General features: G+C 60.7%; 8 protein-coding genes and 1 pseudogene. 5 read left to right on the top strand and 4 right to left on the bottom strand.

Annotation, left to right across the window (positions count from 1 at the left end):
- The first annotated feature begins 150 nt into the window (after positions 1-150).
- Both ACVIGB_RS25885 and ACVIGB_RS25880 read left to right on the top strand, forming a co-directional pair.
- The gene (locus tag ACVIGB_RS25885) at positions 151-1,137 is read left to right on the top strand and encodes a UDP-glucuronic acid decarboxylase family protein (RefSeq protein ID WP_456720518.1); all 987 of its coding nucleotides are present in this window, start codon (positions 151-153) and stop codon (positions 1,135-1,137) included.
- Positions 1,138-1,277: 140 nt separating this feature from the next.
- Entirely contained in the window at positions 1,278-2,792 is a 1,515-nt protein-coding gene (locus tag ACVIGB_RS25880; protein WP_456720519.1) for a hypothetical protein, read from the top strand.
- Positions 2,793-2,857: 65 nt separating this feature from the next.
- Here ACVIGB_RS25880 and ACVIGB_RS25875 read toward each other — a convergent pair whose 3' ends face one another.
- The 3 genes from ACVIGB_RS25875 to ACVIGB_RS25865 all read right to left on the bottom strand — a co-directional run bounded on the left by ACVIGB_RS25875 (position 2,858) and on the right by ACVIGB_RS25865 (position 5,924).
- Positions 2,858-4,273, bottom strand: coding sequence for a tetratricopeptide repeat protein (locus ACVIGB_RS25875; protein ID WP_456720520.1), 1,416 nt, complete (start codon positions 4,271-4,273; stop codon positions 2,858-2,860).
- Position 4,274: 1 nt separating this feature from the next.
- Positions 4,275-5,204 (bottom strand): hypothetical protein, encoded by a 930-nt coding sequence (locus ACVIGB_RS25870; RefSeq protein ID WP_456720521.1) that lies wholly within the window; start codon positions 5,202-5,204, stop codon positions 4,275-4,277.
- Positions 5,205-5,312: 108 nt separating this feature from the next.
- On the bottom strand, positions 5,313-5,924 hold the full coding sequence (locus ACVIGB_RS25865; protein ID WP_456720522.1) for a hypothetical protein: 612 nt from the start codon (positions 5,922-5,924) through the stop codon (positions 5,313-5,315).
- 412 nt (positions 5,925-6,336) lie between these two features.
- On the opposite strand from ACVIGB_RS25865, the gene ACVIGB_RS25860 reads away from it, so the two are divergent.
- The 3 genes from ACVIGB_RS25860 to ACVIGB_RS25850 all read left to right on the top strand — a co-directional run bounded on the left by ACVIGB_RS25860 (position 6,337) and on the right by ACVIGB_RS25850 (position 23,608).
- Positions 6,337-16,590: a hypothetical protein gene (locus tag ACVIGB_RS25860; protein ID WP_456749231.1), complete on the top strand. Its 10,254-nt coding sequence runs from the start codon at positions 6,337-6,339 to the stop codon at positions 16,588-16,590.
- Positions 16,591-17,590: 1,000 nt separating this feature from the next.
- A complete protein-coding gene (locus ACVIGB_RS25855) occupies positions 17,591-22,189 on the top strand; it encodes a beta strand repeat-containing protein (protein ID WP_456749383.1) in 4,599 nt (1,532 codons plus the stop codon).
- Between the two features lie 36 nt (positions 22,190-22,225).
- Positions 22,226-23,608, top strand: coding sequence for a tetratricopeptide repeat protein (locus tag ACVIGB_RS25850; protein WP_456720524.1), 1,383 nt, complete (start codon positions 22,226-22,228; stop codon positions 23,606-23,608).
- Between the two features lie 313 nt (positions 23,609-23,921).
- Here the strand turns inward: ACVIGB_RS25850 and ACVIGB_RS25845 are convergent.
- Positions 23,922-25,270 (bottom strand): annotated as a pseudogene (locus ACVIGB_RS25845) (IS5 family transposase).
- Positions 25,271-25,446: the final 176 nt, after the last annotated feature.

Here is a 25,446-nt window from a genome sequence, read left to right as displayed (position 1 = left end):
TTCTAGTTTTCGACAAATACCCGCCTCACACAATTCAGCAGAAGAACCGTGGCTGTCGTCGAACGGTGCGCGTTGGCCGACATGCGCTCAAATGAATCGCTTTGCGGCTGAAATATACGATGTTGGACTGGACCCGAAGGTGACAATTCTATGCATCTTGCAAAACGCGTCTTGGTGACCGGCGGAGCAGGCTTTGTTGGATCTCATCTATGCGAGCGATTATTGGAACGCGGCGATGAGGTCCTGTGCGTTGACAACTACTTCACAGGGACGAGACGCAATATCGAACATCTACTTGATAACAAACGATTCGAATTGATGCGGCACGATGTGACGTTTCCGCTTTATGTGGAAGTTGATGAGATCTACAACCTCGCTTGTCCTGCGTCGCCTGTACACTATCAGCAAGACCCGGTCCAAACGACCAAGACCAGTGTGCACGGTGCGATAAATATGCTCGGTTTGGCGAAGCGCTTACGCGCGAAGATCCTTCAGGCCTCTACATCGGAGGTTTACGGTGATCCAAGTGTGCATCCGCAGCCAGAGACGTATTGGGGAGACGTAAACCCGATAGGCGTTCGCTCGTGCTACGACGAAGGCAAGCGCTGTGCGGAGACATTATTCTTCGACTACCGGCGTCAACATCGCTTGGAAATCAAGATCGCTCGTATCTTCAACACGTATGGCCCGCGAATGCATCCAAACGACGGGAGAGTCGTATCGAATTTTATTGTCCAGGCTCTGCTCGGTCGCGACATCACGATCTACGGCGACGGTATGCAAACGCGCTCGTTCTGTCACGTGGACGACCTAATCGAAGCGCTCGTTCGTCTGATGGCAACCAACGCGGAGGTAACCGGTCCGGTCAATGTTGGAAATCCGAGCGAGTTCTCGATGCTTGAGTTGGCCAATTTGGTGATTGAAATCACAGGATCACGGTCGCGCATCATTTACCTGCCGCTACCAGAGGATGATCCACGGCAGCGGCGACCCGATATTTCGCTGGCGAATGAGCTGCTGTCGTGGCGGCCGTGCATCAACTTGCGGGAAGGCCTTGTCAGAACAATCAGCTATTTCGAAGAGTCCTTGGTTGCGATGGACTCGCCTAAATTGTTAGCGAAAAGCGGAGTTGCGTGATTGCCAACAAGAGGAGCGATGTTGGCCGTATGGTTTCCGATCTGTGACTAGATGCGGTTGCCTCATCAGTTTGCGCTTTGGTGTTTATTCAACGTTTTGCGTCACGACGTGCCGATGCGAAGGAGCTAAGCGGAGGTGGAATGCGAGCCGTAATCCTAGCCGCGACCTTGGCTTTGCCTGCCGTGCTGTGGGGTTCATTTGCACTCGGGCAGACACCGGGCGCTAATGCTGCACCTGAGCAGCGTGCCGCCTGTACTCTTGAGCCCGTCCAGACGCAGGATGAGCTCGTTGTTGCGTTCGTTCCGGGCGGGGAGACGCTCGCGAATGTCCTGCTTTCTGAAACGAACCCTAGTTCTATTTTGTATGTGGAGGTCGCCCCCGGTCAAAAGCCGATCGACGTGTTTCTCATTACGACCTCTCCAGCGATATATGACTTTACCGGGGACGTTGAGCGCGTTCGACGCGTCGTAGTCGGCCCCAATACCGCAGCTGTACGCGGCATCGCAGCGGCCCGCGTCGAATTTCCCAATCTTCGTGATTGCCATCTCCCGTATTCGCGAGGGCACTACGGCGGCGAGACGCGTGAGGAGCGCTGGTCTGCGCTCGCCGTCATGTTCGGCCGGGCTCCCGATCGTGAAATCGAGGTCACAAGCGCTGATCGGTTGGGGTTACCGGATGGAATAATCACGTCAAGAAGAGACGAAGCAAATCAGGCCCGCCGGCGTCGCTCTGGGGAGGAGCGCGCATTGTACGACCAATTCCCAGCAGGATTTCGCGAGCTCGATCCCGCGAGCCTTGTTTCACCTGTCAAGGTTCTACATCCCACGACATTCCCGGCCCAAGCAGGCCTCATCCAGCTCCTGCAGCGAGGTGATATTCGACCAGCTACGATGGAGGAAACCACACGCTGGATCGATGGCGCCAGCCAAGCCTATCGGAACAAGTTCTCGCCTAACTTCCGTCTCACAATCAGTTTTGATTACTCAGTTCTTCGTCCGGTCGAGCTGCCGGCTGGAATCGGCAAGAACTATCTAGTTCTCGCCGGAGTGACAAACCCGGCTGGCAATGCCAAGCCACCTCAAGGCTGCATTGCTTACATGGATGGCTTTCGCATTAGCGACGATCAGTTTTGTTTTCGCGAAGACTCGGATATTCGCGAGTTGCGCAAACTCATGACGGTTGACGATCGAGGAGCGTGCCGCGTTCTTTCGGCTCCGACTGACGCCGCCATTGAAGCAGTCTCGATACACAACGCGACCGGCGGACAAATTCTTGGCGGCCAGGACCCCGCGGAGTTGCCCGTCGTTGTGCGCGTCCACAGGTCCGGTGATGTGGTGCTCGTGTTGCACACATATGACTCTGTGGTTTGGCGTGTTTCCCTAGGGCCAAGGACGCGGGTTGCTGGCGTTCTTTTGATCGGGTGGGATGAGGGAAGCAAAGTGGAAGGTCTGCCAACAGACACGCCGATCGTCGCTATCGGGAGCAGCTCACGTCCCAAGCTACGAGATTGTGAGCCATTTACTGCCGTCGTTGGTGAAGCTTATCGTGGTGGTCCGGCAGCGATGGCGCTCGATCGCGAGGTGCGAGCCTGGACTGGTCGCGGTCTCGATGACATTCGCGGGGCGCCGAGATTGAGCGAAATTGATATCCCCTGAGACGGATCGCAACCTCAATGGGCCAGTATCAGATAGATGACCGTCTTGGCGTTAACTGACTGTGCTCAGCCGGCTCTTCTTGCGTTGACCCACTTCAGCAGCTCCGCCGATGCGCTATCGAAAACACCTGTCCAATCGCCCCATGCCCGTTGACGAAATAGACGCAGCGATGGATACCAAGGACTGTCGGTCCTGTTGAGCAGCCAAAGCCAATGCGGAACGAAATTGCTTAGCACCCAAACGGGTTTGCCCATCGCGCCCGCTAGGTGAGCCAAGGCGCTATCCGTCATCAATACCAGGTCGAGTTGAGCTATCGCCGCGGCTGTATCAGCGAAGTCCTCGAGCTGCGGTGCTAGGTCGATGATCAGCGGTCCTTCCGGCAGCGCTTCCAGTTCCGACCGCGGAGGTCCCTTCTGCAAGCTATAGAGTTGAACTCCCGGTAGCCCAAACCATTGCAGCATCGGGCGCAGTGAAACGGCGCGATCGTGATTCGCGCCGAACGTTGTGCTGCCTGACCACACAATACCGACACGGAGCTTTCCTCTTCCGCGTTCTATCAATTCGGTGAATTTTCCAAACCGTCGATGCTCAGCCTGAAGGTAGGGCGTTGCGGGAATGGAGGAAATGTTTTGTGTGTAGAGACCGGGAAGACTACATTGATAGAGATGAAAGTCTGCGGCCGGTAGCGGGTCAGCCCTTGGTACCAGGCGATCGACAACATTCATTGATGCAATGAGTGGGATAAGTTCAGGCCGACACTCCATCACGACCTCGCCGCCCAAGGCCTTCACCTGAGGGAGATAGCGTGCGATCCAGATAGCATCGCCAAAGCCCTGCTCGCTCACAATAAGAAGACGTTTGCCTTCGTATCGCTTCCCGGCCCACCTCCGGCCAGGCAGCTTGCGGTCCGGCAGTTGCCCAGTTAGCAGCCTGGACTCGTATTCCGGCCAACCGCGCGCATAATCTCCAATATGAAGATAGCTGCGCGCACGGTCCCATCGCATCTTCGGCTCTTTCGGCTGAAGTGCGACGGCGCGGTCGAAGGCGGCCAGCGCCTCGCCGTGCCGATCGGCCGTTATCAACGCTAAGCCGAGATTGTGGAATGCCCCAGCATCGTCGGGTCTGAGTTCGATGGCGCGCCGGTGACAGATGATGGCCGATTCCGTATGCTTCAGCTCGTTGAGCGCTCCCCCGAGGTTTGACCAGACCGCCGGTCGATCTGCGGCAATCGACAGCGCCTCCCGGAAGCACCAGACGGCATCCTCGAACCGTCTCATAGACTTGAAGTTCACGCCGCGTACGTTCCAGAACTCTACATTCCGCGGGATCTTACCCGCGAGAGGCTTGAGGACCTCTTCGGCCTCGGCAAACCGTTCTTTCCGATAAAGGACGATAGCCCGCTGTAGGGCGGCATGCGGCCGCGGTTCCTTGACTGCCTCGATCTCAGCCGCGTTAGTCCCGTCGTCGATCGCCCCGCCCATTTTATGCGCCCGTCCAGGTCAGGTGCGGTGACAACGCTCCATCGCGAGGCACGAGGCGTGTCAGCTGCGTGGCGCTCGCGACCCATCGCGGTGAAGTGTGCAGTACTTCAAGAAACCAGGCTTGATCTAACGCCGCTTTGTAGATGCGGAACGTCTTCATGACTGACAGGGTAACGGCCGAATCGAGGGGGCTTAAGTAGGACACATCGCCATCACAAAAAGCTGGCGAATCGACCCAACGGGCTAGTTGCTCTGAGTTGAGAAAGAAGCAGCCGGCGGACGGGTAACTGGTTCGCTGAAACACGATGGTCTCCTCCAGGAAGAGCATGTTCAGCTCCGGTTCGCGCGCGACGTCCTGATAAGTTGACGTTAGCCCGGGCGCGAGATGGTAATCGACATAGAGTTTCTTCACCGGGCCGTCTGGCCTGATCTCGTAACGGTTGGGTTGTAGCAGTACGTCCGGTCCGAATTGTCGGTCGAACAGAGTACGCTTGCGGAAGAACAATGGATCGCTGACGACGATGTCATCCTCGACGTAGCAGAAGAAGTCATAACGACCACGGGCGTTGGCTAAGAGCCGATGGCACTCGAAGCCAAGCAATAATGGATCAACTTCTGCGGCGTGGTGACGGCACGAAGTCCGCAAATACGGATTCTCATCGAGGAGATGGGCGTTTCCGGTCGTGCAGACGACAATGTCGAGAACGTGCGGTATATGTGGCGCGGCTTGCCATGCCGAGCGTTGAAAGTGATCCAGGCCATAGGTGCTGCTGCCGAACGTTTGGTGGAGCGAGGAGATAGTTGCGGACAGAGCGTGAAGCCGCTCGCGCCGCGCTTGCGGCTGAGTGGACCGATTAGTTGCGTTTGGATCGGTTCCCCTGAAGAAGTGTGGGATGACGACCAGAATCCGCACAGCAGAGCTATTGTTCATGTCAACTTCAGCTGTTGGCCCAATGGTAGTATCGCGACTAGCTATGTCTTAATGCTGGTCGCAGTTAACGCTTGCAGGCTCGAAACGGAAGATCAAGCTGGCGCTCTGCTATCGCAGGGCCACACTGTTGTCGTAGTGGTCCCTGTCGAACGACAGAGCGTTGCATTCCCTCCGGATCCGCTGGAGTCTGCTCTCAAAGTAGTGAAAGTCGTCAGGACCCGAAGCAGGGCCAATATCATAGTTATCGGCGCAATTGCCTGCGGTCACTCCTGGATTGGCGTAATTCTGACCGCTCTTCACGCAAAGCGTCGCTCCAGGTAATGAGAGCACGGTGATTGTATTACCGAATATGTTTCGGATCTCCGCCGTCCGGACCATGTCGAACCGCGCTTGCGAGAAATCGACCCGAAAGGTGCCGTCGACAGCGGCGCCCCGGCTGTCAATGTCGAATACGCAGGCCCCGATGCGGTTGACCGTGGTTGAGGTCTTATACGAGCGGAACAGTATTTCGGAACGAAGGAAAACATCATTCTGTGTTGTGACGATGTGTGTGTCCTTGGTCTCGAACTCTTCTCCTCCCAGAGCGACAATTAGAACCGATTCCAGAAGGCTCTCAGCCCTCGCGGCTGATGCGTTCGTCAGCAGTAGGAGCGCAATAGACACAAATGGAAATAAAATGGAAACAATTGTTCGCAAAGTCACAAAGCTCCAATTGCGCATTGAACTCTCCGATGAGCGTGTCGCAGGTTGAGGTTGTGATACGCATGAATGCAATTACATTCAAGAAGGCGGATTTTGTTTTGCGCTTGTCGTTGACAGAGATCGATATGTAGTTAAAGGTTGTAATCGTCCGACAGATCGCATTTGGCGAGTATGGGGCGACTGATGATGTCGACTGCTTGGCGTTGCTCGCTTCTACTGGCGGCCTTGTCTTCCGGTGCCGGGGCCATCTCGGCACAAAATGCTCAACCCCCGCCGACCTAAGTTACCAAGAATCTAAAAATGTAAATTCGACGGAGCGAGATCGCTCCGCAAGGATCCTTGCGCGAACAGCAAGACGGTTGGCCGAGCGTGGTTCAAACCAGTTGAAATGCGCTCGAGGTCACTCCGGGCGAGGGAGGCGAGTTTCAGCATGAGCTCCAGCACCGATCTGGTCTACTATCTCGGCCAAACTCCGCAGAAGCCCGAAGCGCCGCCGGCTTGGCTCACGGGCACTGTTGATGCTCTTCTCGAAGCCCTTAAGAAGCAAGCAGGACTTAAATCAGTCGCGCTAGCGGTGGTACTGAAGATCGGTCCAGTGGGTACGTTGTCCGACACGATCGAGCTTAGTCACAACGTTCATGACGGAAAGGATACTTGGACGGTCGGCGGTACCGTGCTGGTTTCCAAGGGGATAACTCAAGTCGTCCTTGGACAGGCGACGGACGCGCTTTGGGAGGCATTTCTAAGCTTCTTAGAACGCAAGGCGGCACAAGGGGTTATCGTCGTAGCCGCAAAGCTGGTGGTACCGCCGGTTGCCAGCGTGGCAATTTCGGTTGCCACAGACTTCCTCTATAGTAACCTTGCGGGACAATACGCCTACGAGGCAGCTCGTTGGATATTCAACGAGGTTAGTCTCGGCTTCCAGGTCGTGAGGGGCGAGACGACTCTGGGGGGCGCTTTCTATAATGGACCTACGGGTCAGGTGGACGAATTGGCCGCCGTCAAGGCCGTCGTCCAGCACACCGTGGCTGCCGGAATCCCGGTCTCCGCAACAGCCGACGATCGATTCCGCGTTGACGTCTTCAACTCCACTAACTTCCAGTATTCCTATCTGTCCCAACGTGGTCCGTTGGACCAGACCGTCACCGCGGCGACGGGATTCGTAAACCAGCGTCAGTTCGATCAGATCGGGTTTGATTGGAAGAACGAGTTCTTCATTTACAAGGCTGGTTCGCAAGTCAACATCTCGATCACCAATCCCTACTACAGCACGAAAGAGACCGTTGCTGTCGATAACATCGTCACCAACGGGCAGTTTCCCAGCTATGCCGACCATGTCACTGGCGCATCGCTGGTGATTGGTAGTGCAGGCAGTGACACGCTGAAGCCATTGGGCGATGACCGTGGCGGATCAGTGCTGATTGGGCTCGGCGGGAACGATGTCATCGTCGGCGGCAGCGGCAACGATGTCATCTATGGCGGTAACCCGGTGGACGCGTCGGTGGCCGCCAACGATACGCTGGTTGCAGGAGGCGGTCAGCACGTCGTGATGGTGGGCAACTCAGGCACAGGCAAGGATACACTTCAAGCGGGAACCGGCAGCGACACACTATTCGGTGCCGGCGGGAAACACACCGTCGATATTCTGACCGGCGGTCGCGGCGCCGACTTTCTCCAGGGTGGACTCGGCGATGACACGCTGATCGCGGGAGACGGAAGGAATACGCTTTCAGCGAGCTACGGCAACGACACGCTGATCGCCGGATCAGGTCAGGACTGGCTCGATGGAGGTCAGGACAACGACACGCTGTTTGCGAGCAGCGGTGCGTCGAAATTTCTCGATGGTGGCGCCGGCAACGATACAGCCGTCTATGCCGGCTCGCAGACGCTGCAATTGCAATCAGGCGGCGCGCCGCCGTCATATGCGTTCCCGGACGGAGACGGTTCCTACTTCACGATCAAGAGGGGCAATGACTCCGACGTCTTGCATTCGATCGAGACCCTTACCTTTTCCGGCGGCTCGACCACACTCCAGGTTATCGGAAGCAGTTATTCAGGTCAGCTCGAGATCGACGGCGCCGGCACCGGCAACGTCATTGACTTCACCACGTTCGGGGGTCCGATCAATGCCGACACGTTCAAGGATCTGCATGTCACCGACTTTGAGACACTGATCGGATCCAAGTTCAACGACAAGATCGACCCCGGTGGATTGTTCAAGGAAATCGATCTCGGGCCCCTGACTGACACGCTGCTCAATATCGGAGCCGGCAGCGTGCTCAAGGCTGGTCAATACCTGATGAATGTGACCAGCGATGCCCTCCAGATCGGCTCACAAGTGATCGAGCTCATCCCGGGCTTCGTGCAAAGCCCCGGCACCGACAATCAATCGCCGGATGCCAGCGTGATGTCGCTGTTGGTGGTCGATAGCGACGGACAGTCCGCCGGCGGCGGCCAGGACAAGGCCGTCGTGGTGGCCGCGGCGGACAACGACATGCTCTCAGGATCGCGGTCGCAACAGACTTTGGTTGCGCTGGGCTCCGGCGACACGTTGACGGGCGTCGGCGGCGAAGTGTTGATTGCCGCGAACGGCTCCAGCAATACGACGATCGTCGCGGCAAGTGCGGGTGACCCAAATGCTGCGCCGGATGTGATCGAAGCCTCCGGTAGCGGCACCATCCTCGTTGGTACCGGCGCAAACGTCGATCGCTCCCTGATGCCCGATCCATTGGGCGAGCTTAATCCCGGAGACGCGATTAATCAGAACGTCTACGATCACATAGACCGCATCGTTGATAATGGCAGTTCTGCTCACATCATCTACGAGAACAGTACGTACGGTGATGGCCGCGATCTGAGCCCGATTGAGGGGCCGGTGCCGCTCGCCGGAAACTACGCCGAGCAACAAGGGGTTATCGGCGAGCTGATTACGAATTTCGGCGAGTTCTTTTATGATCTAAATGGGGTTTTCGAGACCTATACCGATCCGCTTACGGGGCTGACTTCACAGACGCTCGTTTTCTATGAAGGCGGAGCTGACTCGATCTGGGGCCGCGACGGGCTGCACGGAGCCCGCGCCATCGTCGCCATCGAAAATTTCCACAACGGCGACTTCGGCATCAATATCACCCAGGGAGGTTTTATTCCCATCAACTATCTGGATTCCGATGGACTTAACGCCGACGATGCGAGCGGAGCCGGTGGCATTGCGAATTCAGCAGGAGCGAGCAGTGCTGGCGGAAGTGGCGGCTCGGGCACTGGATCTGGCTCCGGGTCTGATCCGACGACGACCACGGCCGGTACAGGTCAAACGTTGATTGGCGGCAGCGGCATAGACACGCTGATATCGACCGGCAGCCTGAACACCCTGATCGGCGGTAGCGGCAACGAGGCGCTATTCTCGAGCGGTTCGAACGACAAATTGATCGCGGGCGATGGCCCGGACGTCCTGGTATCGACGGGCTTCTCCAACACGCTGATCGGCGGCGCCGGCGTAGATACGCTATCGTCGACCTCTTCAGGCGGCTCGATTGGAATCGGTGTCGTTAGCGCGCTGTTGTCGGCGCAGGATCCCGGCTCGAATACCCTGATCGGGGGCAGCGGAACGGAGACGTTGCTTTCGAGCAACTCGAACGATGTGTTGGTCGCGGGCAGCGGCACGGACGTGCTGATCACGACCGGATATTCCGACACGCTGATCGGTGGCGAGGGCAACGATACGCTTTGGTCCACGGGCGGGTCCGGAGGGAACACGCTGATCGGTGGCAGCGGCAACGAGACGCTGATTTCGGACAATTCGGGCGACGTTCTGATTGCGGGCAGCGGTTCGAACGTGCTGGAATCAACCGGCTCCTCCAACACGCTGATCGGCAGTGACGGCCATGATACGCTGTCGTCCAGCGGCTCTTCGGACACGCTGATTGCCGGCAGCGGAACGACCACGCTGACCTCCAGCGGCTTTGCCAACACGCTGATCGCCGGTACCGGGAGCGACCTGCTGACGTCGAGCGGCACCGGCGACACCCTGATCGGGGCGGCAGACGGCGACACGCTGGACGGGACGTCCGGGTCCGGAACGATTGCGGGGTACGCGCTCGACAACGTGACCGTCAACCTGGCGGATGGAACCGGACGGCTTAACGGATCGACCCAGGCCGCCGACACGCTGCTCGGCATCTCCCTGGCGGCGGCGTTCGGCACCGGTGACACGCTGATCGGCGGCGCCGCAGGCGCAACGCTGTTCAGCAATGGCGGCGGCAATACCCTGATCGCTGGCAGCGGTCCCACGGTGGCCGGCTATGCGGTCGGCGATGTGACGGTCGATCTCGCGGCCGGTACCGCGACCGCGAACGGAGCGACCCAGAGCGATACGCTCGTCGGGATCAATGTGGTCGAGGTCTCCGGAAACCTTGATACGGTGATCGGAGCGACCGCCGCCGATACGCTGATATCCTCGGGAGGCTTCTCCAACACGCTGATCGCGGGCGCCGGGCCGGAGATGCTGGTGTCGCGCGGCTCCCAGGACGTGCTGATCGGCAACGGCAGCGGTAGCACCCTGGATGCGACGAACGCCTATTCCGCGGCGGCGGTCTACGGCCTCGAAAATGTGACCGCGGATCTGTCGACGGGTTCGGCTGGCGTGAACGGATCCGGCGTCAACGACACGCTGCTGGGAATTTCCACCCTGGTTGCCCTTGCGAGCGGCGACACGCTGATCGGCGGAGATGGCAGCACAACGCTGATTGGTGAGGCTAGCGGCGATACGCTGATCGGCGGAGATGGCGAGACGTCGCTGATCAGCAACGCCAGTGGCAACGTGCTGGAAGCCGGTGCAGGTCAGGCGACCGTGGCGTATAGCGTCGATGACTTGACGATCGACCTGTCGGCCGGCACCGCGAAGGTGGCCGGGTCGAGCGCGGGTGATACCTTGATTGGCATCAGTGCCGCGGAAAGCTTCGGTAACAACAGCGTCCTAGTCGGAGACAGCGGGGCCGACTTCCTGTTGATGGGCGGCCAGAACGGCACGATCATTGCCGGAACGGGCACCGACACGCTGGTATCCGGCGGTAGCAACGATACGGTTTTCGGGAACGCCGCCGGAAGCACGCTTTATGGCTATGGCTCCGGAACGGTCGCGATCTATGCCCAGAGCAACCTGACGGTCAATCTTCCCTCGGGAACGGCGAGCATCAACGGCTCGGGCCTGAGCGACAGGCTTGTCTCCGTCTCGACAATCGATGTAATCGGTAACAACGATACGTTGATCGGTAGCTATGGTAGCACGCTGATCAGCAGTGCGGGAGCCAACAACACGCTGGTTGCGGGATACAACGACACGCTGATCAGCGATGCCGGCGGCAACACGTTGATCGGCCTGTCCGGTCCGGCCATCGTCGCCTATACCCTCGCCAACGTTACAGTGGATCTCGGAGCTGGGACCGCAAGCGTGAATGGGTCGGGTGAAAGCGACACGCTGATCGGGATCAGCAGCGCGGCGGCCCTGGGTCAGAATGAAACGCTGATCGGCGGGTCCGGAAGCACGACTCTGTTCGGCAATGCAGGCGGCAATACGCTCGCGGCCGGCACTGGCCAAACCACGGTCGATTATGCGATCGGCGACGTAACGGTCGATCTCACGGCGGGCACCGCGAGGATCAACGGCTCAAGTCTGAGCGACACGCTCGTCGGCGTCAGGATCGCGACGGTCTCCGGCAGCAATGATACAGCCACCAGCAATGGCAGCGGCGACACCCTGATCGCAGCCGGCAGCTCGGAGACACTCGTGTCGGGTGGTGCCGGCAATGTGCTGACCTCGAGCTTCGGCGATTCCTTGGCGTCCAGCGGCACCGGCGATACGCTGGTTACAACTGGCTACCAGGCCGTGCTGTCGTCGAGCGGACACAACAACACGCTCTTCGGGAATGGATTCGCGGACACCCTGTCGTCGACGGGTACCGGTGACACCCTGGTGAGCAACGGGGAGAGCAACACGCTGGATGGCACCGGCGGGGTCGGCGTGCTGGCCAAATACTCCTATCTCAACAATGAGACGATCGACCTTGCGACCGGCACGGCAGGTCCGGCGGGTGCCAGCTACGGTGACACCCTGATCGGCATCCACGCCGTGGAGGACGTCGAAGGAAACGGCGATACGCTGATCGCCGGCGCCGGCGCCGACACGCTGATCGAGACCGGGTTCAGCAGCACGTTGATTGCCGGTACCGGCGCCGCCACATTGATGTCGCTCGGCGGCGACGACACGCTCGTGGGCAATGCTGCTGGCAGCACGCTCGACGGCAGAGACGAGTTCGGGTCGAGCTACGAGACCGTCGCCGCCTATGGGCTCGATAACGTGGCGGTCGACCTCGTGGCCGGGACGGCGCACGTCAACGGTTCCAGCGTGAACGACGCGCTGATCGGAATCGTCACGCTTGCCGCGTTCGGGGCCAACGACACGCTGATCGCCGGAAATGTTCTGACGACCATGATCGCCGCCGGCACCGCCGACACGCTGATCGGCGGAAGCGCCTCGAGCATCCTGAAGGCTGCCGCGACAGACGATACCTTGGTCGGCGGCAGCGGCTCGACAACGCTGGTCGGCAATGCCGGCGGCAACACACTGGTGGGAGGAAGCGGCCAGACGATTGCTCTCTATTCGGCCGAGGATGTCACCGTCGATCTTGAGGCGGGGACGGCCAGGCTGAACGGCTCGAGCGCCGGTGACACCCTCTTGGGGGTTGATATCGCCGAGGTCAACGGCGTCTACGATACCATGTTCGGTGGCGCGGGAGCCCAGACGTTGCTGGCGCTTGGCTCCTACGACACCCTGATTGCGGGGAGCGGGTCCAACACCCTTGTTGCAGAGGCGTTCAACGATACGCTGTTCGGTCAAGGTACCGGCAGCACCCTAAACGGTCAGTCGGGCTTCGGCACCGCGGTCGCCGCATATGCTCTCAACGATTTGACGGTGAATCTGACGACAGGGACTGCCGGCGTAAACGGCTCCGGCACGAGCGACACGCTGGTGGGCATCAGCATCGCCAGCGCATTCGGCACCAACGATACGCTGATCGGAGGGACCGGGACCACCACGCTGATCGGAACGGCCGGTGGAAATACGCTGGTGTCGGGCGCGGCCTTGACCGTGGCGGCGTACGATCTCGACGCGCTTACGGTCAACCTGTCGGCCGGCACCGCTGGCATCAACGGCGCGGGCACGAGCGATACGCTGGTCGGAATCGATGACGTGCTGGTGTCCGGCGCTCACGATACGGTCATCGGCAACAGCGGTACCGACGTGCTCTCGTCGAACGGGGATGGCAACACGCTCATCGCCGGGTCGGGGACCGGGACGTTGATCTCGAGCGGCCAGTTCGACACACTGTTCAGCACGGCGGCCGGCTATACCCTGGAAGGACAGGGCGGCGCCGGAGCGATTGCGGCATACGCGCTCGACAACGTGACGGTGGATCTCGGCGCCGGCACGGCCAGCGTGAACGGTTCGAGCGTATCCGACGCGCTCACGGGAATTGAAGTCGCCGCAGCCTATGGCAGCCAGGAAACGTTAATCGGCGGCAGCATCTACCAAGACACGTTCCTCAGCGATGCGAGCATGAATACCCTGATTGCAGGGAGTGCGGGCGCCAGTGCTGTCTATATCGCCGATGACGTCACGGTGAACATTCCAGCCGGCACGGCCATCGTCAACGGTGCGAGCGCCGGCGACACCTTGACCGGGATCAAAGTGGTCACCGGTGCCGGCAACGACGATACGCTTGTCAGTGATGGCAGCGGCAATACGCTGATCGCCGGTGCGACCTCGACGGTCGCCTTCTACGCCGTGAATGATGTCTCGGTGGATCTCGGTTTGGGGACGGCTGGAGTTGTCGGCTCGGGCGTAAGCGACCGGTTGGAGGAGATCGGTGTCGTTATCGTGTCGGGCGACGATGACACCGTGACGGCGGGTTTGGGCCTGGATACCCTGATCGCAGCCGGCAACGCGGACACGCTGGTCGGCGGCATCGGCGGCAACCTGTTGCAGGCGACGCAGGCCGCCACAGGTGCCGTCGCCTACTACGGGCAGGATGATGTCGTCGTCGACCTGACGGCCGGAACCGCGACCAGCATCGGCTTCAATGCGAGCGATACGCTGAGCGGAATTGCCGCCGTAACTGTTTCCGGCAGTTATGACACGGTCATTGGTGGGATGGGGGTCAATACGCTGGTGTCGTCCGGCTCCTACAATTCGCTGATCGCCGGCAGCGGCAGCGACACGCTGTCGTCGGGTGGAACCGGCAATGTCCTCACTGGCGGCGCCGGGGCCGATGTCCTTCTCTCGAGCGGTGTCGCCAACACCCTGGTTGCAGGTAGCGAGGCGGATACGTTGGTGTCCACCGGTGCCGAAGACCTGCTCGTTGGCAATGCCGCGGGCAGCGTGCTCGACGGCAGCTCCGGCTTGCGTGCCGTGGCCAGCTACGCGATCGACAATGTGACGGTTGATCTTGCTTCGGGTTCCGCCGCCGTGAATCTGTCGAGCGTAAGCGACACGCTCATTGGATTTACGGAAGCGAGCGCGTTGGGCAGCCACGACACGCTGATCGCTGCGACAGGTCCGAGTGTTCTATCCTCGACGGGGTCCGATAATACGTTGCTGGCCGGCGACGGCGGCGACACGCTATCGTCGAGCGGCACGAACGACCTTCTGCTGGCAGGAAGCGGCGCAGATGTCCTGACATCGAGCGGCTTCTCCAATACGCTGATCGCCGGCTCGGGCTCGCAGACATTGTCGTCGAGCGGATCCGGCGACCTGCTGGTGGCAGGAACCGGCTCGGACCAGCTGTCGTCCAGCGGTTCGAGCAACATCTTGATCGGCGGAAGCGGCGCGGCCACGCTGTCATCGAGCGGAATGGACGACACACTGATCGCCGGAAGCGGCGCGGCCACGCTGTCGTCGAGCGGCCAATTCAACACCCTGGTTGCCGCTGGCGGCGGCGAAACGCTCACATCGAGCGGTACCGGCGACATGCTCATCGCGGGCAGCGGCCCTGATCTGCTGTTGGCGAGCGGCGTCGGCGATATACTGCGCGGCAATGCGGCCGGCAGCACGCTCGACGGGACCGCCGGTGTCGGAACGACCGCGGCCTATAGCCTCGATGACGTCGTGGTCGATCTCGCCACGGGCACCGCCCAAGTCAACGGATCGAGCGCACAAGACACCCTGATTGCAATCAGCGCGGCCACAGCTTTCGGCACCAACGATACCATCATTGGTGGAAGCGGCGCGGATGTCCTGTCCTCGTTCGGCAACGACAATACGCTGATCGCGGGCAGCGGAACCGAGACGCTGTCATCGGAAGGTGTCGGCGACACGCTGCTTGCCGGAACCGGTTCCGACACATTGTCGTCGAGTGGCAGATGGAACGTGCTGATCGGTTCGAGTGGATCCGATACGCTGTCGTCGCGCGGCATCGGCGACACGCTGCTCGCCGGAAGCGGCTCGGACGTCCTGTCGTCGAGCGGCTCGTCGAACCTGCTCGTAGCGTCAGGCGGGTCGGCCACGCTGTCATCCAGCGGAACGAACGACACCTTGTTCGGCAATGCGGGCGGCAGCACGCTGATTGGCAGCGCCGGGTTGGACGCGGTGGCGGCCTATTCCGCTGACGATGTCGTCGTCAATCTGGCAAGCGGCACCGCGGGTATCAATGGCTCCGGCACGGTCGACACGCTTATCGGGCTCACGATTGCGGCAGCCTTCGGCCGCAACGATACACTGATCGGTGGAAACGCAAACTCCACGCTCGTCAGTGATGCCGGCGGTAATACGCTGGTGGCCGGCGCGGGCCAGACCACGGCGGACTATACGATCGACGATGTGACGGTCGATCTCGCCACCGGCACGGCGGCGGTCAATGGCGCGAGCGTGAGCGACACCCTCGTCGGTATCGGTACCGCGACCGTCTCCGGAATGGCCGACACGTTGATCGGCGGTGCCGGCACAGAGGTTCTCACGGCCACGGGCGCGCTCGACGTGCTGATTGCCGGCGGTGCGGCAAATACCCTAGTTGGGTCCGGGACCGGCGATACGCTGTTTGGCACGGGAAATGGCGATGTGCTGGACGGGACGGCCGGCTTCCGGACGGTTGCCGCGTACGGCATCGAGAATCTGGTCGTCGATCTCGCAACCGGAACGGCCGCACTGAATGGGCAAAGTCAGGGCGACAGTCTAAACGGAATCAACGTCGTCGAGCTCCTTGGCAGCAACCAGACATTGATCGGCAGTGCCGGCAGCACCTTGATGAGCAACGCCAGCGGCAACACGCTGGTGGCCGGCGCGGGGCAGGGTACGGTGGCGTACGCCCTCGATCACGTAACCGTCGATCTTGCGACCGGCACAGCTGCGGTGCAGGGAGCAAGCGTTGGCGACACCCTGATCGGGGTCCACGACGTAGGCCTGCAGGGCAGCAATGGCACCGCCATTGCAGGAAGTGGCGGCGACACCCCTGTCGTCGAGCGGCACGGCCAATACGTTGGTCGGCGGCAGTGGTGCCGACCAATTGAGCACCAGCGGTGCCGGCGACACCCTGCTCGCAGGCAGCGGCTCCGCCATTTTGTCGTCGAGCGGAGAAGGCAACAGTCTGGTTGCCGGGACCGGAGCGGATACGCTGGTATCCACCGGTTACGGTGATCTGCTGTATGGCAACGGCGACGGGAGCACGCTGGACGGAACAGGCGGGCTCGGAACGATCGCGGTCTATACCCTCAATGGTGCCACGATCGACGTCGCCTCGGGCACGGCCGACGTGAACGGGGCGGGCGTCCACGACACGCTGCTGGGCATCACTTCGGTCGCCGCACTTGGTACCGGCGACACCCTGATTGGCGGACCCGGCAGCAGCACGCTCGTCAGCAACGCCGGCGGCAACACCCTGGTGGCCGGCGCGGGCACAACCGAGGGCGACTACTTCCTCGACGACGTCACGGTCGATCTCGCGTCGGGCGTCGCTGCCGTGAACGGGACGAGCACGGCAGATACGCTGATTGGTCTGCACGACGTTGCGGTTTCTGGCCACAGCGATACGCTGATCGGCGGCGCGGTCGCCGACGTCCTATCGTCGAGCGGCGTCTCCAATACGTTGATTGCCGGCACCGGCACAGAAACGCTGGTTTCGAGCGGATCGAACGACACCCTGCTGGCTGCAAGCGGTTCCGATATCCTGTCCTCGAGCGGGAACGGCAACACCCTGATCGCCGGAAGCGGCCTTGCCACCCTGTCTTCGAGCGGCACGGGCGACACCTTGATCGGAGGCAGCTCGGGACTGCTGACATCGAGTGGCCACGGCAATACATTGATCGCCGGTAGTGGAGCGGTCACGCTGTCTTCCAGCGGCCATGATGACTTGCTGGTCGGTAACGCGACGGGCAGCGTACTGGATGGAACATCCGGCGTTGGCACCATCGCGGTCTATACCCTCGACGACGTGACCGTCGATCTCGCGACCGGGACGGCCAGCGTGAACGGTTCCAGCCAGGCCGATACGCTGGTTGGAATTGATGCGGTCGCAGCGCTGGGCAGCGGCGATACGATCATAGGCGGCCCTGGTTTCACGACCCTGTTGGGCAACGGCAGCGGCAACACGCTTGTGGCCGGAAGCGGCGACACGCAGGCGATCTATACCTTGGACGGGATGGCGATCAACCTTGCCGCGGGTACCGCCACGGTCGAAGGAGCGACCGTCAACGATGTCCTGATCGGCATCAACGATGCGATGGTCACCGGGACCAGCGATACCTTGATTGGAGGAGCGGGGCCCGAGGCACTCTCCGCGGCCGGCTCCGATGACACGATCATCGCAGGCACCGGCGTGCAAACCCTGTCGAGCAGCGGCAGCGACAATACGCTTGTCGGCAACGGTGCCGGCAGCATCCTCGACGGAACCGGCGGCACGGGAACCATTGCGGCCTATGCGCTGGACAACGTCACGGTCGATCTTGCAGCCGGCACGGCAACGGTCAATGGCTCCAGCGTATCGGACACGCTGCGCGGGATCACGTCCGTCATGTTGTCCGGTCACAACGACACCGCGATCGGCGGAACGATCGCGACGACGCTCTACAGTGACGGCGCCGGCAACACCCTCGTCGCGGGCGCCGGGCAGACAACGGCCGCGTATGCTCTGGACAACGTCACGATCGATCTTGCGACCTCGAGCGCCACAGTGCTCGGCTCAAGCACGAGCGACACGCTGGTCGGAATCGCCATCGCGCTGGTTTCCGGCAACGATGACATCGCGATCGGGAGCGGTGGGGGTGACATTCTTTCCTCGAGCGGAACCTCCAACACGCTGGTCGCGGGCTCCGGAGTCGAGACGCTATCGTCGAGCGGTTTTGGCGACACGCTGCTGGCGGGCAACGGACACGACACGCTGTCATCGAGTGGTCAAGGCAACGTTTTGATCGCTGGCGCCGTGACTGACGTCCTGTCCTCGAGCGGTGTCGCTGATACCTTGATCGGAAATGCCGCTGGCAGCACGCTGATCGGAACCGGTGGGACTGGCGCGGTCGCGGCTTACACGCTGAACGCCGTCACTGTCGATCTCTCGGCGGGCATTGCGACCGTCAACGGCTCCGGTGTTTCGGATACGCTTGTCGGCATCTCGAGCGCCGCTGCGCTGGGGACCGGGGATACTCTGATCGGTGGTGCCGGTGCCGGGACTCTCATCGGAGATGCCGCGAATGGCACCCTGATCGCGGGCTCCGGCCAAACGGTGGCGCGCTATGACCTTGACGACATCGTCGTCAATCTCGTTGCCGGTACGGCCACGGTCGTCGGCTCGAGCACCAGCGATACGCTCGTGGGATTCCGGGCTGCGGCGGTGTCCGGAGCCAACGACACACTGATCGGAAACGTTGCTGGCAATCTGCAAACGGCTGACGGTCAGAATGACGTCGTACTGGGTGGCAGTGGAGCCGAAACACTGCTGTCGAGCGGCTTATCGAACACCCTCTACGCTGGAGGCGGAAGCAGCACGCTTGCATCGAGCGGCTTTGGCGATACGCTCGTGGCCGGCGGTGGTTCGGATATTCTGCTGTCGAGCGGCGAGGGCAACGTCCTGATCGCAGGGAGCGGGGCGGACACGCTCATATCGAGCGGTTCGGACGATACGCTGTACGGCAATGCGGGTGGCAGCACGTTGGATGGAAGCGGCGGCATTGACGCCGTAGCGGCGTATGCGCTGGCCGATGCCGTCGTCGACCTGGCCGGCGGGACGGCCACCGGCGGTGGTTCGAGCCTCAGCGACAGGCTGATCGGAATCGACGCTGCGACAGTCTCCGGCTCGAACGACACGCTGCTCGGCAATTCCGGCAGCGACATCCTGGGTGCTAGCGGCAGCGACGATCTCGTGGTCGCCGGCTCGGGGACCGATACGCTGATCATGAACAGCGGGACGAACACGTTCCTTGCCGGCGCCGGCGTCGATACGTTTATCGTGCAATCGGCTGTGGTCGTGAGCGGCCTTGATCAACCGCAGAACCTGATCGGGAATTTCGACACGACCCGGGATGTGGTCGACCTGACGAACATCAGCGGGGTCGGTTCGTTCGCAGATCTCAGCTTCGCAACCGTGACCTTTAATGGTCAGTCCTATCTTCAGGTCACGCTCGGCACCACGGGTGAGGCCATCACCTTCTCCGGCCTCACCGCACAAGATCTCAGTGCAGATAACTTTGTCTTCGCTCAAGCGTCGACAACCCCGTCGGCGCCGACGATCACGAGCGAAGTTCTCGCCGACGACACCGGCGCGTCGCAAATCGATTTCGTGACCAGCGATGGCGAGGTTACGCTGACCGGCGCCACCGCCAGCGGGTCGACCGTCGCGATCTATGACGGCAGCCAGGACATCGGCAGCGCCACGGTTTCGGGCACCAGCTGGTCGTTCTCGACCGACCTCGGCGCCGGAACGCATCAACTGATGGCCGTCGCGACCAACTCCGGCGGCACGACGGCCTCGAGCGCGCCGGCTGCGACGATCGTCGTCGACGACACCACGCCGCAGCCGATTATCAGTGGCGTGAGCCAGGGCCAAGGCGCGAGTCTGGTTCTCAACGGGACCTCAGAAGCGAACAGCAGCGTACAGGTCCTCGATGGAACGACCGTGCTCGGGGTTGCAACTGCCAGCTCATCGGGAGCGTGGAGCTTCACCACCGGAACTCTCGCCGACACGCTTCACACCTTCACGGTCACCGCAAGCGACCTGGCCGGCAATGTCGGATCCGGATCAACCGTGGTGCAATCTGGCGGTTCGGGGATCGATACGGTCAACGTGAGCCAGACGCTGCAGGCATCCAACTTCGCGTATGATGCTGCCGACAGTGTTTGGCAGATTGCGGCTACCGGTGTGTCCGAGACGCTTTCGGGCGTCGAGCAATTCGTCGATGGCGCCGGCCACAAATTCCTGCTCGTCGGCGCGGGCAGCCAGTACGCGACGATCCAGGCCGCGGTCGACGCGGCCTCGGATGGCGATACGATCCTGATCGCGTCGGGCAGCTATACGGAGAATGTCGATATTGCCGGCAAGGCCATCAGCCTTGAAGGCTTTGGCAGCGTGACGCTTCATGGCAGCATCACGGAGCACGGCACGCTGAATGGCGCGCTCAGCATCGACGGCATGTCCATCGATGCAACGGGCCAGCAGTATGGTGTCCTGGTCTCGGCAAGTTCCACAGACTTCGCTGGGTCCGTGACGCTCGATCATTCGTCGGTTGCGAATGCCGAGCTGAATGGTTTTGCCTATATCGAAAGTGGAAACGGCTCGACGCCGACATTGACGGATACGATCGGGTCGATCTCGATCCTAAATTCCGGCTTCTCCGGAAACGCCACCCAGACCAGCGGTGCCAACGGCCGTGGTGACATTCTGCTCTACGGTTACAATGGCAACCTGACCCTCGATGGCGTGACGATCGGCGACCCCGGAGCCGGCGCCCAGAAGGCGATCCAGTGGCGCGGCGTCCAGACGAGTGCGAATACCACCAATGTCGGCCCCTATCAAACCGGCGGTAACGTCTCCCTGGCGAACCTGAACATTTCGGGCCATTACGCCCAGGATCTGGTGGCCTTTTATCGGATCGCCGCCTTCAATTCGTTCAGCGCGAGCGGTGTAACCCTGAACGCTTCGGCGCCATGGGGCCTGCTCAACTTTGACGAAGTTGGCGGCGCGATCGATCTGTCCAGTGGCATCACGGCGACCAATCTGGCGTCGAGGGCTCCGGTCGCAGTGGAGCAGGGGCTCAGCACCAACAGTGTCTTCATCGGCACGAGCGGAAACGACGCATTCGTCGGAAATGGCGGCAACGATACGCTGATAGGCGGAACCGGTGCCAACACTTATCTGTATTCCTCTTCGGACGGAAACGACGTGGTCGAAGACGGCAGCAATCAGTCGGAGCTGGTTTTCACCGACATTGCGTCCACCGGTGTGACGTTGTCGCGGCCGTCCGGCACCAATGATCTGCTGATCACGGTCGCCGCTACCGGCAAGACCGTCAGGGTGGGGAACGAGTTCGGCGCAAGCGGCCCGGGTGCCCTGCAGACGATCAGCTTCGACGATGGAGTCAGTTGGAGCCAGTCCCAAGTCGAACAGTATGATGTGCCGCCGACGATGACGATTGCCGACGCTCCTGAGCCTGCAATTAGCTCCGCGCAGACATTCTCGGGTAGCGTGGTCTCGGGCGGCACGGCATCAGTAGCCGGGCGAGTCGTGACCCTGAGCGACAACGGTACCGCCATTGGTACAGCCCCCGTTCAGTCGAACGGCAGCTTCTCGACCTCGGTGACCTTGCCGAGCGCGACCAACAGCGAGATAGTTGCGAGTGTATCCGACAGCTATGGCAACACAAACCAAACCTATCTCGCCGGGCCGGGCAGCGGGCAGTTTGCGATCACGCCGCAAGATGTACCTGGTTCGACCAACGCGCTCGATTTCACCGGAAGCATGACCGATCAAAACCTCTGGTTCCAGCAATCGGGCGACAACTTGGTTGTCGATATCTTGGGAACCACGACCAGCGTGACCGTCAACAACTGGTTTGCTGGTAGTGGCAACAGGCTGGACGAAATATCAGCGGGAAGCCTCCACATCGACAGTCAAGTGTCGCAGTTGGTCCAGGCTATGGCCGTCTATTCGGTGAACAATCCGGGCTTTGATCCGACCTCGCAGAGTGTGGCCGCCGTTCCGAACGATCCCACTTTGCAAAGTGCGGTCGTCTCGGCGTGGCATTCCTGAAACAGATGAGACGATTTAGTTGCGCAGTGATTTGCGATGAATGTCTTGACCAAAATGGCCGATCCGGCCACCGCTTCCGAAGAGGCCTTTAACCAGGCATCAAGGTTGCATGACGCAGGAAAATTCGCGGAGGCGGAGGCGTTGTTGCGCGGTGCCATTGCGGCTGATCCTCGCAACGTGAACCTTCGCAACGCTCGTGGTGTCATGTTCTCGGCGATGAACAGGCATTTGGATGCAGTCTGGTGCTACCGCGACGCACTTGCTCAGGATGCTCGGGCGATCGGCGTTTGGACAAATCTTGGCAATGCTCTGACGCAACTCAACCATCTGAGGTCGGCGATTTCTTGTCATCGCCAGGCGATCGCATTATCAGGCGGTGGAGATCCGCTGCTTCATCAAAATTTGGGCGCTTCGCTCGCAGAGGCCGGACTGCATGGCGAAGCGGTGATTTCATTCAGCAATGCACTCAAGCTAAATCCATCCTACCACTCCGCGCGATGGGATCGTGGGCTTAGCTACTTGTATCTGGGAAACTACGCTCAGGGCTGGCCAGACTACGAGATTCGAAGAAGCACAGGCCAATTGCCGGCCCGCGAATTACCTGGGGAGACGTGGGATGGATTGCCCTATCATGGCAAGCGTCTCGTGCTCGTCGCCGAGCAGGGTTTTGGCGATATGTTGTGGGTCGCTCGATATTTTGCACGGGTCAAAGCACTGGGCGGTGAGTTGATAATCGAATGCAAGCCGGAACTCCTGTCGTTGATCGAGAGTATGGGTGTTGCAGACCAGCTGATCCCGTTCGGCGCGCCTTTGCCGCCAGCCGACCTGCACCGCTACATCTGCAGCCTGCCTGGGCTATTTACTCAAAGCTTGGCTTCAATTCCGGCTATGCAGTATCTTGCAGCGCCCGCCAACCGTATGGGCAAGTTCGCGTCTCTGATGCCCAAGGTGAGTGGCCTGCTCAAGGTCGGGATCGTTTGGTCTGGAAGCGTGACTTTCGGAAAGAATCATAGACGGGCCCAACGACTGTTGAGCTTCTTTCAAGCTTGTGCGTTGCCCGGCGTTCAGCTTTATAGTTTGCAGAAGGGGGCGCCGGTACGGGAATTGACGTCTCTGCCAAGAGGCGGGCCCGTTATTGATCTCGAGCCCTATCTCGACGACTTTGCTGACACGGCAGCTGCGGTGTCGCAGCTCGATCTTGTTATCATGACGGATAGCGCGGTGGCGCATCTCGCTGGGGCGCTGGGCAAGCCGGTTTGGGTATTGCTCGGTCACAATGCTCATTGGCTTTGGCTGCTCGACCGCACAGACTGCCCATGGTATCCGTCGATGCGACTGTTCCGGCCTCGGGCTGAAGGCGAATGGGATCACGTATTTGATTCAGTCTCAGCCGAGCTTATGTCACTGGTCAAGCTTTAGGCGCGGACATTCCGACCGTCTGAGACAGTTTGATTCAAGCAGTCAAACGCTAAGGTCGGTTTCTTCATAGACAGAGAATTTGGTCTCTGCCTTGCTAATGGAGCTACTCCTCTCTGGCGGCGATCTAAATTGCACTCAGTGCGAATGTGACGGCTAGCGCCCAAAGCTTGGGTGGACAGACAGCGCAGGCCACGTTCACGGTGACTACTGCGCAAATGCAGCATGCCTGTGAATAGGCGCCCAACATTGACCCTGTCATCATGAGGTCGATCAGGTACTTAGTCCTCCGTGAAGAACGCGGACGGCCGCTGATTTAAGCGATGTTTTGAGCCGGGACAGTTTCAGCGAGCGCCCGGATGATGGCACGCAACAGTTCTGCGAGCCATCGCAGGAGCAGGCCGAAGTTGTGGCCGGCCGCGGCGAGGACGGCATTGATGCGGTCGCCAACGCGGCCTTTGAGATAGTTGCGGTCCATGCGGTGCTCGGCCTTGACGTGGCCGATGACGGGCTCGACAGCCGCACGACGCTTCATCTCGCGCCGGATGGAAGCCGTGACGCGGCGGACCTGCCCCGAGATCCAGACCCTGAACCGATGCTGGTGGTTGTGGCCGCGGTACCCTTTGTCGACATGGATGCGGCGAGCCTCCACGCCGGTGAGCTTCTCCATGTCGGCGACCACCGGGCCGAGCGTGTGCCCGTCGAAGGGATTGCCGTGCAGTGGCTTGGCATGGAGCACGAACTGTCCGCCCTTCGGTGACGTTACGGGGGTGGCGATACTGACCTTGCAGCCGAACTCGTACGGCGCGCGGGCTTTTCCCTTGCCGATGCACTCGACCTCCGGCGCATGTAACGCATAGACCTTGGGGCCGCGCTGATGCTGGTCCTGGCTGCGCACCCGCTGCGCCAGATCGAGCAGCGGGCCGAAGCGAGCTTCCAGCACCACATCGCCATCAATCTTGCGGCGGATGTCGCGGATGATCCGGCCAAGCCGCGTCCGCAGGAACTTGAGTTGGCGCCGGGCGCGCTTGAACTGGTGAGCGTGGGTATAGCGGCCGACCATGATGGCGGCGCGCTTCGCCAGGCGCAGATAGCTCTGGCGCAACCGCACACGGTTGCGCTTGGCGAGCCCGACGAGTTTGGTGATGGCCCGATGCATCAGCCGTGCGTCGGTCGGATGCGCAACGGCCTTTGGCTGCACCGTGGTATCGACCGCCACTCGCTCCAGGTCCTTGGGACCGATGGCGCCAGTCTTGTGCGCCACCGACAGACTTTCCTGGATCAGCGCGCCTGGATCAGCGCGACGAGCTGCTCCTCGCCGAGCCGCTGGCGCCAGCGCGTCATCGACGATCGATCGAACGGCAGCCGGTGGCAGAAGCTCAACTCGCCGCAGAAGTATTGGTAATAGGGGTTCTCGATCCAGCGGGCGCACAGCACCTCATCCGAGAGATTGTGCATGTGCTTCAGAATGAACAGGCCGGCGACAAGCCGCGTCGGCAGGCCAGGCTGCCCCGGACCGGTTTGGCACACCGAACCAAAGCGGTCATCCAGAAACTTCCAGTCGATCAGCGTTGCCAGCCGCACCAGCGGGTGGCCCATGTCGATGATTTGATCGAGCGCAGGAAGCAACAGGTCTTTCTGGCGATCATCTCGCGGTTTGCTCATCGCCTTCCCCAATGCAGACGACCCGCCGTCAGGGAATCACGAATCGCTCGAAAGCAAAATCCCAAAACGCAAGAAAGCGCAGCCCAACACCTGGCTTTCCTGCAAAATCGAATACTTTATCGAGACAACTTCTGCCTATCTCTCAGGCCGATCTGCATTCTTCACGGACGACTACT

The sequence above is a fragment of the Bradyrhizobium sp. USDA 4341 genome (assembly GCF_054063755.1).
Note: the sequence above shows the minus strand (reverse complement) of the source record. Positions and strands in the feature narration are given on the sequence as shown.